10 protein-coding genes and 1 tRNA gene are annotated in these 11531 nt (G+C 65.3%); 6 read left to right on the top strand and 5 right to left on the bottom strand.

From position 1 onward, the window contains the following. Nucleotides 1–920: 920 nt before the first annotated feature. Both JQ632_RS24840 and JQ632_RS24835 read right to left on the bottom strand, forming a co-directional pair. A tRNA-Ile gene (locus JQ632_RS24840) sits at nt 921–996 on the bottom strand. Between the two features lie 317 nt (nt 997–1313). Next, nucleotides 1314–2288, bottom strand: coding sequence for a tripartite tricarboxylate transporter substrate binding protein (locus JQ632_RS24835; RefSeq protein ID WP_212405213.1), 975 nt, complete (start codon nt 2286–2288; stop codon nt 1314–1316). A gap of 111 nt (nt 2289–2399) precedes the next feature. On the opposite strand from JQ632_RS24835, the gene JQ632_RS24830 reads away from it, so the two are divergent. After that, nucleotides 2400–3365 carry a TAXI family TRAP transporter solute-binding subunit gene (locus JQ632_RS24830; RefSeq protein WP_212405212.1) on the top strand — a complete coding sequence of 322 codons (966 nt, stop codon included), beginning with the start codon at nt 2400–2402 and terminating at the stop codon, nt 3363–3365. 90 nt (nt 3366–3455) lie between these two features. Here JQ632_RS24830 and JQ632_RS24825 read toward each other — a convergent pair whose 3' ends face one another. Continuing rightward, nucleotides 3456–4670: an ABC transporter substrate-binding protein gene (locus JQ632_RS24825; RefSeq protein WP_212405211.1), complete on the bottom strand. Its 1215-nt coding sequence runs from the start codon at nt 4668–4670 to the stop codon at nt 3456–3458. Between the two features lie 107 nt (nt 4671–4777). Then, complete coding sequence (locus tag JQ632_RS24820; protein WP_212405210.1) at nt 4778–5671, bottom strand: helix-turn-helix transcriptional regulator; 894 nt, start codon at nt 5669–5671, stop codon at nt 4778–4780. 114 nt (nt 5672–5785) lie between these two features. Here JQ632_RS24820 and JQ632_RS24815 point away from each other — a divergent pair, with 114 nt between their 5' ends. The 5 genes from JQ632_RS24815 to JQ632_RS24795 are packed head-to-tail and all read left to right on the top strand — an operon-like array spanning nt 5786 to nt 11172. Beyond that, a complete protein-coding gene (locus tag JQ632_RS24815; RefSeq protein ID WP_212405209.1) occupies nt 5786–6478 on the top strand; it encodes an ABC transporter permease in 693 nt (230 codons plus the stop codon). Between the two features lie 2 nt (nt 6479–6480). Continuing rightward, a complete protein-coding gene (locus JQ632_RS24810) occupies nt 6481–7203 on the top strand; it encodes an ATP-binding cassette domain-containing protein (RefSeq protein ID WP_212405208.1) in 723 nt (240 codons plus the stop codon). 14 nt (nt 7204–7217) lie between these two features. Beyond that, on the top strand, nt 7218–8063 hold the full coding sequence (locus JQ632_RS24805) for an extracellular solute-binding protein (RefSeq protein WP_212405207.1): 846 nt from the start codon (nt 7218–7220) through the stop codon (nt 8061–8063). 45 nt (nt 8064–8108) lie between these two features. Then, complete coding sequence (locus JQ632_RS24800) at nt 8109–9215, top strand: molybdopterin-binding protein (RefSeq protein ID WP_212405206.1); 1107 nt, start codon at nt 8109–8111, stop codon at nt 9213–9215. Between the two features lies 1 nt (nt 9216). Further along, a complete protein-coding gene (locus tag JQ632_RS24795; protein ID WP_212405205.1) occupies nt 9217–11172 on the top strand; it encodes a molybdopterin biosynthesis protein in 1956 nt (651 codons plus the stop codon). Between the two features lie 35 nt (nt 11173–11207). On the opposite strand, the gene JQ632_RS24790 is transcribed toward JQ632_RS24795, so the two are convergent. Beyond that, nucleotides 11208–11426, bottom strand: a complete 219-nt coding sequence (locus JQ632_RS24790) for a hypothetical protein (protein WP_212405204.1) — start codon at nt 11424–11426, stop codon at nt 11208–11210. Nucleotides 11427–11531 lie beyond the last annotated feature (105 nt).

Below are 11531 nucleotides of genomic sequence, written 5' to 3'. Positions count from 1 at the left end.
TCCGACATCCGATCTCGACGCGCCCCTGCAAAAAGACCTAAATCACACAAAATCGAGACTTCTTCAGCAGCCTGCTAGATTGTCCTCCCGGATGGCTTGGGCGCGGCAGCGATCTCGGAACGAGCAGATGCGGCAATGGTCATTTAGCAGCAGCTTCGGTGGAGCGTCGGCGCGCTGCAAGCGCTCGGCCTCTTTGAGGATATTTTCCGCCGTCGTCAGGGTGGATCCGAAGCGAATGCTCGTCCTCGCGCTGGTTTGCCCGAGATAAGCGGTTCCGCCACTAGAAAGCGTTCCCTGAAGTTTCGCTGGAAGAACTGCGCGGGTAGCAAGTTGCTGGCGATCGAGAGTGCGAACCCGTGGCGCCGCGCAAAACAGCACCGGCTCATACCGATAGGCTCCGAGTTCCGAAGGTCCATCGATCTTGCGAAGGGCATCGAAGTGGACAGCATAGCGATCATCCTCGAGTAGAGCGCCAAGAATAAACGACGCCCCGCTGTTCGATCAGGAGCTTCTCGTACGCGGATTGGGTCCCTTGCTCGCCACGCAGTTGATAGTATGCCTTCAATCGGTAGTGCTGTAGCGCATCGACAACATCGCTAGTGATCTTGGAGGACATCGTAAACCTCCTCTGCCACCTGCAAACGCAAGATGCTTATTGCACGCGATTATCGCCTAATTCAGGCAACTCAACTTCTGAAGGAGACGGGGTTGTCGATGAAAAGAGTGCAGAGCGCGGGCTGACCTTTTCGCGCGACGAAGCCGCCGAATCTACGATTGAGACGCAGCGACTGTTGTCGGATCGAGCCCTGCGGACTAGGTTGTGAACCGCGCGAGCATAGCGATAGGCAAGCAGGCCGGAGCATTTCTGGTGCGGTAATCTCGCTACGGCGAAATAGCTCCTGATGAGTTGCTGAAATTACTGGTGGGCCCGGCAGGACTCGAACCTGCAACCAGACCGTTATGAGCGGCCGGCTCTAACCATTGAGCTACAGGCCCCGCCGCGGGACGACCGCAGGAGACGCGGCCGGCAACGGTGCGCGGTCCGTTTACAGGGCCTGAGGCGGGGGTGCAATGCCGGGTTTGGTTGGCCTGGGCGTACGAGCCTCGGCGCCTGGCGCGTTTGGCCGCGACTCTTGCGATGATGGCACCATACCCCCGATTTGCCCGACGTGTCAAGTTGAATTCGTAAAATACGAAGGGCGTTGCGCCCGCCTCGGCTTCTACTGTGCATGGGGTTGTTTTCGATGTTTTGGTTCTGAGCGGGATCGGCGCCGGCTTTGCCTACGTCCCTGCCGGCGCCGTCATGTCGCCCGTCAGTCCACCGACACGCCCGCGAACTCGACCACCTTGCGCCATTTTTCGGTTTCGTCCGCGACCAGCTTGCCGAACTCGGCCGGCGTCATCGGCCGCGGGATGCCGCCGGTCTCGGCGAGCTTTGCCACGATCTTCGGGTCCTTCAGTGCTTCGCCAATGGCCTTGTTCAGGGCATCGACGATCTCTTGTGGCGTGCCCTTCGGCGCGGAGATGCCGTAGAAGCCGACCGATTCGAAGCCCGGCACGGTGTCGGCGATCGCCGGAATATCCGGCACGGCCGGCCAGCGTTTTGGCGAGGTCACGCCGAGTGCGCGGACATTGCCGCCGCGCACCTGCTCCAGCGCGGACGGCAGATTGTCGAAGATGAGCTGCACCTTGTTGGAGATGACGTCGGGGAAGGCGATCGCAGATCCCCGATAGGGCACGTGCACCATGTCGCACTTGGTCATCGCCTTGAACAGCTCCGCCGACATGTGCACCGAGGTGCCGTTGCCGGACGACGCATAGGAGATCTTGCCGGGATTGGCCTTGCAGTAGTCGATGAACTCCTGGACGCTCTTGGCCGGCATGGCGTTCGACACCACCAGCATGTTGGTGAGCTGCATGATGCTCGCGACCGGCACGGTGTCGCGCAGGAAATCGAACGGCAGCTTCTTGTAGAGCGAGGTCGAGATCGCGTTGTTGGGGGCGACGAACAGCAGCGTGTAGCCGTCGGGCGGCGAATTGATCGCGGCGGCGGCCGCGATGTTGCCGCCGCTTCCGGTGCGGTTCTCGACGATGAACTGCTGGCCCAAATGCTCCGACAGCCATTGCGCCATGATGCGGGCGACGATGTCGACGGGGCCGCCCGCGGCAAAGCCGATCAGCCAGTGCACGGGGCGGTCGGGATAGGCGGCGGAGGCTGATGGGGCAATGCTGGTAAGACCAAGAAAGAGCGCGAGACCGAAAACACCGTGACGCAAGTAGCGGAACATGAAGCCTCCAATAGTCTTGTTGTCGTTGTCCCCATGCTTCCATAAAATTCTGCCGCTGCCTACAGTCAGGCACGCATGTTGACGCGGCAGATGTTGCGCCGGAGCTGTGTGATGAAACTCGGATTGCTGATCACGCTCGGCGCGGCGTTGCTTGCAGGCCCCGCCGCGGCGCAAACCGGAGACAAGGCCATTTCGACCACAAATATCAGCCTCGGCACCGCCACACCCGGCGGCGGCTTTCCGCTCTATGCCAATGCGTTTGCGCAGGTGATGAACGCAGCCGACCCGTCGCTCGTGATCGCGCCGCGCAACACCAAGGGCAGCAACGAGAACATCCCGCTCCTGGAAAAGGGCGAGCTCGATCTGGCGCTGGTTGCCGGCGAGCCGGCCTATGAGGCCTTCGCCGGCATCGGCCGCGCGAAGGTAGCGCTGAAGATATTGACCGCGATCTATTCGAATCCCGGCATGTTCGTGGTGCGCGCCGACAGTCCCTACAGGACGATCCGCGATCTCGTGGGACAGCCGGTCGCGTTCGGCGCAAAAGGGTCCGGCCTGCCGATCCTGGCGCGCTACGTGCTCGACGGGCTCGGATTGAGGCAGGACGCGGATTTCAAGGCTGTTTATCTCGACCGCGCCGGCGACGGCCCCGCGATGGTCGAGGACAACAGCGTCGCAGCGCTCTGGGGCGCCGGCATTGGCTGGCCCGGCTTTGCCGCGGTCGCATCGAGCGCAGCGGGCGCGCGCTTCATCGCTCCCAGCGCCGACGAGATCGCGCGCATCCGCGCCAAGCACTCCTTCCTGAAGCCGCTCACCGTGCCGGCGGGCAGCTACCCGAAGCAGAGCGAAGCCATCGCCTCGCTCGGGTCCTGGAGCTTTGTGCTGACGCGCGAAGATTTTCCCGACGACATCGCCTATCGGCTGGCAAAGACGCTGCACGGCGTCGAAGCTGTGTTCTGCAAGACGCTTCCACAGGCCTGCGAGACCACAGCCGCGAACACCGTGGCCGCCGCGCCGAGGCCCGAGCTGATTCATCCGGGCGTGATGAAGTATTTTCGCGAGAATGGGGTTACGAAGTGACGATCGCTCAAGGCGATCGTCATCCCGGGGCGGCTCGAAGAGCCGAACCCGGGATCTCGAGATTACCATCCCGGAATGACGGCTATGCCGTCACTTCTTGATCAACCCACACGCCGGATCAGGCGGACCAAACGCCTGGTCGCCGGGGATGGTGGCGAGGATCTTGTAATAGTCCCAGGGGTACTTGCTTTCCTCCGGCGATTTGACCTGCACCAGCCAGAGATCGTGCACCATCAGATTGTCATCGCGTAAGCGGCCGTTGCGCGAGAAGAAATCCTCGATCGGCTTTTCCCGCATTTTTGCCGCGACCTTGAGCGGATCGTCGGTGCCGGTCTCCTTGATGGCGTTGAGATAGTGCATCACGCTCGAATAGACGCCGGCCTGCCACATCGTCGGCATCCGGTTCATCTTGGCAAAGTAACGTTTCGCCCATTCGCGGGTCTTGTCGTCCATGTCCCAGTAGAACGATGTGGTCAGCAGCAGGCCTTGGGCCGCCTGCAGGCCGAGGCCGTGGATGTCGGTGATCAGCGCAAGCAGCGCCGCCATCTGCTGGCCGCCCTTGAGCACGCCGAACTCGGCGGCGGTCTTGATCTCGTTCATGTTGTTCGGCGGACCGGCGGCAATGCCGATGATCTTGGCCTTGGAGGCCTGCGCCTGGAGCACGAAGGAGGAGAGGTCGGGCGTTGCGAGCGGCGGCCGCACCGAGCCCAGCACCTTGCCGCCACTGGCGGTCACGACGCTCGAGGCGTCGCGTTCCAGCGAATGGCCGAAGGCATAGTCGTCGGTGATGAAGAACCAGCTGTCGCCGCCGCGCTTGACCACAGCCTGCGCGGTGCCGGCCGCGAGCGAGCGGGTATCGATCACCCACTGCATGGCATAGGGCGAGCAGAACTTGCCGTGGAAATCCGCGGCCAGCGTCGAATGCGTGATGAAGAGTTTTTTCTTGTCATTGGCGATGTTCTGCACGGCAAGGCCCACTGCCGACACCGGCACGTCGACGATGAGATCGACCTGGTCGACGTCGTACCAGCGCCGCGCGATCGCGCCGCCGATATCAGGCTTGAGCTGGTGGTCGCCGACGATCACGCTGATCGGCTTGCCCAGCACCTTGCCGCCAAAATCGTCGATCGCCATCTGCGCTGCCGTCACCGAGCCCTGGCCGGTCGGCGTCGAAGCCGGGCCGTTCATGTCGGTGAGCACGCCGATCTTCACGACATCGTCGGACACTTGCGCAAAGGCCGCGCCCGACACCAGCGTCGCCGCCAGGGCGGCAACGACGGACAGTCCTGTTCTGCTTGGAGCCACGCTTTTTTCCTCCCTCATCCGGCGCATTGGCCGGTGTTGCTTGGCCGCTTGAGGTGCGGCTGAATTGGTTTCTTTTGCAACTATTTTGGGGTGGGCGTCAACGCGGATCAGCCCGCGAAGCGGATTTGGCCTGCGGGGGACGGATCGTAGCCTGTGAGTTCCTCGGCGCGCTGCCGTAGCCGTTTATCGGTCAGGAACCGGATCAGCGCCTGCATCGGCGGGCGGAAATAGCTGCGTTGCCGCAGCGCAAGATCAAAACTCTCCCAGAGCAGCGGCGCGAAATCGAGCCCCGCCGCCTTGGCCGCGGCCCGCGTCGCGACGCCGCAATCCGCGTTGCCGGCGCGGATCGCCAAGGCAAGGTCGGGGCCGGTGAGGCACGCCGCATCCAGCCGGCGCAGGTCTTTTGGCGAGGCGCCGGCGCGTTTGAGCAGCACGTCGAGCAGCATCTGCGCACCTGCGCCCTGCTGCCGCATCGCCATCTTCGCGCCGAGCGCGAGCACGTCGGACAGGCTGCGCAGCTTCTTCGGGTTGCCTGATGGCAGCACCAGGCCCTGCTCGCGGCGCACCATGCCGACCAGCACCGCATCATGCAGGTCGGGCGCGGTCCGCAGCGCCGCCGCGTTGGCATCGCTTGCCAGATTGTCCGACGAATCGAGGCTGTGAAAATGCACCGCGGCGGCCATCACCTCGTTGCGCTGCAGACGCTCGAGGCCGCGCGCGGTCCCTTCGCTCAGCGATGCGAGGCCCGAGCCGGATTCGCGCAGGCTCCATTCCAGCAGGTCGTCCTGGCTGCCGCCGACGATCGGCGGTGGTTCGGCGGCCAACATGCCGGCCGGCCGGGCGAGGCCGGACAGCACCCAGAGATCTAGCTCATGCCGGGGAAACAGCCACTTCCCGGTCACCTTGCTGCAGGGGATCGCGCCTGTCGTGACGAGCTCATAGAGCTTCCGCTCGCCCAACCGGAGGTAGTCCGCCGCTTCGCTGGTCGTCAAAAATTCCATTCTGCATTCCTATGCATATTCTTGTTTGTTTTTTGGCATTTGACGCAGGAGGGAATTTTTGCAGTTCATTGAGGGTAGGGTAGCTGGATGTGCCCCGGTTCCAGCGAGGGAACAATGCCCGATCACCTCAATGCTTTGCAACTGATCCTGTCAGGCGATCCCACGCTCGTTGCGATCGTGCGGCTGTCGCTGGGAGTGAGCCTGGCTGCCGTTCTCCTGGCGGCTGCCATCGGCATGCCGCTCGGGGCGCTCTTGGCCCTGACGCGCTTTCCGGGGCGGGCCGTGCTCGTGGTGCTGCTCAACGCGATGATGGGGCTGCCGCCGGTCGTGGTCGGGCTGGCGCTTTATCTGCTGCTGTCACGCTCCGGGCCGCTCGGCGAGCTCGGCATTCTCTTCACGCCGATGGCGATGGTGGTGGCGCAGACGGTTCTGATCCTGCCGATCATCGCCGCGCTGACGCGGCAGACGGTCGAGGATCTCTGGCTGGAATATCGCGACGAGCTCAGCGCCATGAATGTCGGCGCGGTGGGCCGCATGACCACCCTGCTGTGGGATGCGCGTTTCAGCCTGCTCACCGCGTTGCTCGCCGGCTTCGGCCGTGCTGCGGCCGAGGTTGGTGCTGTCATGATCGTCGGAGGCAATATCGACGGCTTTACCCGCACCATGACGACCACGGTGGCCCTCGAAACGTCGAAAGGAAATCTGCCGCTGGCGATGGGGCTCGGCGCGATCCTGATCGCGATCGTGCTTGCGATCAACGCGGCCGCCTGGGGCACGCGCGCCTGGTCGCAAAGGCTGACGGGTTGACCATGCGCGCACCGGCGAGCGACCTTCCCCTCGTGCTCGAGAATGTTTCGCTCCAGGCGGGTGCGACCTCCATTCTCAATTCGCTGAGTCTCGCCATCGCGCCGGGCGAGCCCACCCTGATCGTCGGGCCAAACGGCTCCGGCAAGACCAGCCTGCTCAGGCTCTGCATGGGGCTTGCAACGCCGACGAGCGGCCGCATCACCTGGGGCGGCCACAGCGATCCGACGCCGACGCGTCGAGCCTTCGTGTTTCAGCGTCCGGTGATGTTGCGGCGAACGGCCGCAGCCAACGTGACCTATGCTTTGGCGCAGGCCGGGGCGCCGCATTCAGGACGTGCGAGACGCGCGGCAGACCTGCTCGCGCGGGTCGGGCTTGCCGATCTCGGATCCCGCCCGGCGCGGTTGCTCTCCGGCGGCGAGCAGCAGCGCCTTGCACTGGCGCGTGCGCTGGCGCGCGACCCCGAGATCCTCCTGCTCGACGAGCCGACCGCCAATCTCGATCCCGCCGCGACACGGGCGGTCGAGGAGATCGTGCTGTCTGCTGCGCAGTCCGGCATCAAGATCGTGATGGCCTCGCACGATCTCGGCCAGGTGCGCCGGCTCGCGGGCGAGGTGGTGTTCTTTGCACGCGGGACGCTGTGCGAACGCGCCGCGACTGCCGATTTCCTCGACCATCCCTCGACGCCGGAGGCGCGCGCCTTCCTGCGCGGCGATCTCGTCATTTGAACCGGAGCATGCCCATGACCTCTCGCCGCTCGTTTGTCGCTCTCGCGATCCTGCTCGGCATCGCGTCATCAGGCACGCCGTCATTCGCCCAGGAACGCTCACAGGAACGCGCGATCGTCGTCGCCTCGACCACGTCGACGCGGGATTCCGGCCTGTTCGGCTATCTCCTGCCGATGTTCAAGGCCAAGACCGGCATCGACGTGAAGGTGATCGCGCAAGGCACCGGGCAGGCGCTCGACACCGCGCGGCGCGGCGATGCCGACGTCGTATTCGTGCATGCCAAGCCGCAGGAGGAAAAATTTGTCGCGGAAGGTTTTGGCGTGAAGCGCTTCGACGTGATGTACAACGATTTTGTGCTGATCGGGCCGAAAGGCGATCCCGCCGGCGTGAAGGGCAAGGACATCGCCACCGCGCTGAAGGCGATCGAATCCAAGGGCGCGCCGTTCGTCTCGCGCGGGGACCGTTCGGGCACGCACGCGGCCGAGCTCGCGCTCTGGATCGTGGCCGGTATCGACATCGCCACTGCCAAGGGCGCCTGGTATCGCGAGATCGGGCAGGGCATGGGGGCCGCACTCAACACCGCAACAGCGATGAACGCCTATGTGCTCTCCGACCGCGGCACCTGGATCTCGTTTAGGAACCGCGGCGACCTCGACATCGTCGTCGAAGGCGACAGGCGGCTGTTCAACCAGTACGGCGTGATGCTGGTGAACCCGGAAAAACATCCGTCGGTGAAGAAGGAGGCGGGCCAGGCCTTTGTCGACTGGCTGCTGTCCGCGGAGGGCCAGACGGCGATTGCCAATTACAAGATCGAGGGCCAGCAGCTGTTCTTTCCGAACGCCGAGAAGAAAGGCAGTTGAGGCGAGCAGTTGCCAAACGTCACGCGCCATGGTCCACCATGGCGCATGACCCAGCGTCTGCCGCCATCGCTCACGCCGCTCGACATCGCGCTCGCAGGCCTGCTGCATGAGCTTCAGCCGGTTGCGCCGATCGACCTCCCGCTCACGGAGGCGCTCGGCTGCGTTGCCGCCGAGATGCCCGCGCTGAAGGCGCATCCGCCACACGACGTCGCAGCCGTCGATGGCTGGGCGTTGCGCGCCAGCGATCTCGTCGGGGCATCCTCCTATTCACCGCTGGCACTCACTGCGCCGCCGGCCTGGGTCGAGAGCGGCGATGCGATGCCGGAGGGGTGCGACTGCGTGCTTGATGCCGATGCGGTCGCAACGGCAGGGCCGATCAGCGAAGTCCTGGCCGAGGGAATTCCGGGGCAGGGCGTGCGGCGCGCCGGCAGCGATATTGCTGCAGACGCCGCCGTCGTGGCGCCGGGCATGCAAATCGGTGCCGGCAATCTCATGCTCGCGCGCTCGGCAAAGATGGAGACGCTGAGTCTGCGCCGTCCGCGCCTGCGCATCGTCAATGTACCGGATGACTCAGTCTCCGCACGGCTGATCGCGGATCATGCGCGCGCATGCGGCGCGCAAATCGCTGAGGTCGAAGCCGGCGCGCGCGATGCGGCTTCAATCGCCGATGCGCTCGATGTCGCCGCCTGCGATCTACTGCTGTTGGTGGGGGGCACCGGCGTTGGCCGCGAGGATGCGGCCGTCAGCGCGCTTGTGGCGCGCGGTGAGGTGCTCGCCCACGGTATCGCACTTGAGCCCGGGCGCACGGCTGCGACCGGCCGACTGGGCGCCGTTCCCGTCATCGCGCTGCCGGGATCCCCGGATCATGCGTTCGCAACCTGGCTGGCGCTGGCGCGCCCGGTCCTGGACCGGCTGTCGGCACGGCGGCAGCAGGCCGCCGTCACCTTGCCGCTCGCGCGCAAGATCGCCTCCGGCGTCGGCGTTGCCGAGATTGCACTGTTGGCGGAGCAGGCCGGAACGTGGCTTCCGCTTGCGGTCGGCATGTTGCCGCTGCAGTCGATTGCGCGGGCGGAGGCCTGGCTGCTGGTTCCCGCTGACAGCGAGGGCTTTGCTGCTGATACGCCGGTCGGTGCTTATCTCCTGCGGGAGTGATATGGGTTTCGTCATGACCACGCCGCCGCAAGACCGCGCTTTGCTCGATCAGGAACAGTTCCTCAAGATCCTCTCACGCGAGGAAGCCGTGCGGCGCTTTGACGAAGCCTTGTTCCCGCGCGCGCTGCCGGCCGAGATGCGGAAGCTTGCCGAAGCGCTCGGCTGCGCGTTGGCGGACGACGTCACCGCGCCGATCGACGTGCCGCCTTTCGATCGCTCCAACGTCGACGGCTTTGCGGTGCGCTCGGCCGATCTGGTTGCGGCCGGTGAAGCCACGCCTGTTCGTCTCGTGCTGAACGACGAGGTGATTGCTTGCGGCATCGCGCCAGAACTGCAGGTCGCATCGGGCACAGCCACGCCGATCGCGACCGGCGGTCCAGTGCCGCGCGGCGCCGATGCCGTCGTCATGGTCGAGCACACCCAGCCCGCGGGCGCGCAAGGGATCGACGTGCGCAGGGCCGCATCGCCCGGGCAATTCGTCTCCTATGCGGGCTCGGATATCGCGCGCGGCGAGGCGCTGTTACGCGCCGGCACCGTGATCGGCTCGCGCGAGATCGGCATGCTGGCGGCCTGCGGCATCGCCGAGGTCAAGGTCGCGCGCAAGCCGCGCGTTGCCGTCATCTCCACCGGCGACGAACTGGTCCAGCCCGGCGAGGCGCTTCCGCCAGCGGCGATCTACGACACCAACGGTACGATTGTCGCGGCGGCGATCGACGAGAACGGCGGCGCGGCGTCGTTTCTCGGCGCGATCCCCGACGACGAGGCCAAGCTCGAAGCCGCGATGCGCCGCGCGCTCAGAGATGCCGACATGCTGGTGCTCTCCGGCGGCACGTCGAAAGGCGCGGGCGATCTTTCCCACCGCATCATCGGCCGTCTCGGCAAGCCCGGCATCATCGCCCATGGCGTGGCACTCAAGCCGGGCAAGCCGCTGTGCCTTGCGGTCTGTGACGGCAAGCCGGTCGTCATCCTGCCGGGCTTCCCGACCTCGGCGATGTTCACCTTCCACGACATGATCGTGCCGGTGCTGCGCAAGATGGCCGGTCTGCCGCCGCGCGCGGACGCCATGGTCAATGCGAAAGTGCCGGTGCGAATCGCCTCCGAGCTTGGCCGTACCGAATTCGTCATGGTGTCGCTGGTCGAGGGCCGCGACGGCCTGATCGCCTACCCCTCCGGCAAAGGCTCCGGCGCCATCACCTCCTTCACGCAGGCCGACGGTTTCTTGCGCATCGATGCGCTCGCCGACCAGATGCCCTCAGGTACCGAGGCGGAAGTGACGCTGTTCACGCCGCATGTACGCGTGCCCGACTTGGTCATCATCGGCAGCCATTGCACCGGCCTCGATCTCGTCACCGCACCACTGGCGCGCGCGGGCCTTGCCGTGCGCTCGATCGCGGTCGGCAGCCTCGGCGGGCTTGCGGCTGCACGGCGCGGCGAATGCGATTTTGCGCCGATCCACCTGTTCGACGACAAGACGGAAACCTACAACACGCCCTATCTCGCCGAAGGCCTCGAACTCGTGCCGGGCTGGCGGCGTATGCAAGGCGTCGTGTTTCGCAAAGGCGACAAACGGTTTGAAGGCCTGAATGCGAAGGAGGCGGTCGCTGCCGCGCTTGCCGATCCCGCCTGCATCATGGTCAACCGCAACCAGGGCGCCGGCACGCGCTTCCTGATCGATCGGCTGCTCGCGGGCGCGCGCCCTGAGGGTTACTGGAACCAGCCGCGCTCGCACAATGCGGTGGCCGCGGCGGTCGCGCAGCATCGCACCGATTGGGGCATGACGATTGCGCCGGTCGCCCATGCAACGGGTCTCGGTTTCATTCCGCTGGCCGAGGAGCATTATGATTTCGCGCTGGTCACGGCGCGCAAGCAGCGTCCGGCGGTGCAGGCTTTTCTCGATGCGCTCGCCTCGGACGACAGCCGCGCTGCACTGGAGCGCGCCGGATTCCGGCCGGCCTGACCGGACTATGACGCGCGGAGCGTGCCGCTGGCGGCCTAGCCTTGCGGTGATTGGCGAGCGCGTTCGCGCGCCTCTGCCTCGGCAAGCGCACGCTGCGCAGCCGGCGACAGCGGCTTCGGGTCCGCCGGGACATCAACGATCTCATCGCTGCCCGTGGCCATCTCGCTCAGCCGTTTGGTGCGATCGATCGCGACCGTGAGATCGCAGACCAGATCGACGATCGTGAACAGGGCATTGAGGAGAGGCTCGGCCATGTAGCGTATCCGCGAGGCGACAATTTTCCGCTCTAGGGGTCGCTGCCAGCCGCGATTGGGTTCAATGTCCCCATGAACTCCGTCGGCCGCCGCTGCGACCAAGGA

This window comes from Bradyrhizobium liaoningense (assembly GCF_018130955.1).
In the GTDB taxonomy this organism is placed as follows: domain Bacteria; phylum Pseudomonadota; class Alphaproteobacteria; order Rhizobiales; family Xanthobacteraceae; genus Bradyrhizobium; species Bradyrhizobium liaoningense_C.
Note: the sequence above shows the minus strand (reverse complement) of the source record. Positions and strands in the feature narration are given on the sequence as shown.

What these genes read in the sequence shown, in the direction of transcription:
- JQ632_RS24830 (WP_212405212.1), top strand. Translation starts at nt 2,400, where the DNA reads ATGAAACTCGGATTGCTGATCACGCTCGGCGCGGCGTTGCTTGCAGGC.
- JQ632_RS24835 (WP_212405213.1), bottom strand. Translation starts at nt 2,288, where the DNA reads ATGTTCCGCTACTTGCGTCACGGTGTTTTCGGTCTCGCGCTCTTTCTT.
- JQ632_RS24795 (WP_212405205.1), top strand. Translation starts at nt 9,217, where the DNA reads ATGGGTTTCGTCATGACCACGCCGCCGCAAGACCGCGCTTTGCTCGAT.
- JQ632_RS24805 (WP_212405207.1), top strand. Translation starts at nt 7,218, where the DNA reads ATGACCTCTCGCCGCTCGTTTGTCGCTCTCGCGATCCTGCTCGGCATC.
- JQ632_RS24820 (WP_212405210.1), bottom strand. Translation starts at nt 5,671, where the DNA reads ATGGAATTTTTGACGACCAGCGAAGCGGCGGACTACCTCCGGTTGGGC.
- JQ632_RS24800 (WP_212405206.1), top strand. Translation starts at nt 8,109, where the DNA reads ATGACCCAGCGTCTGCCGCCATCGCTCACGCCGCTCGACATCGCGCTC.
- JQ632_RS24810 (WP_212405208.1), top strand. Translation starts at nt 6,481, where the DNA reads ATGCGCGCACCGGCGAGCGACCTTCCCCTCGTGCTCGAGAATGTTTCG.
- JQ632_RS24815 (WP_212405209.1), top strand. Translation starts at nt 5,786, where the DNA reads ATGCCCGATCACCTCAATGCTTTGCAACTGATCCTGTCAGGCGATCCC.
- JQ632_RS24790 (WP_212405204.1), bottom strand. Translation starts at nt 11,426, where the DNA reads ATGGCCGAGCCTCTCCTCAATGCCCTGTTCACGATCGTCGATCTGGTC.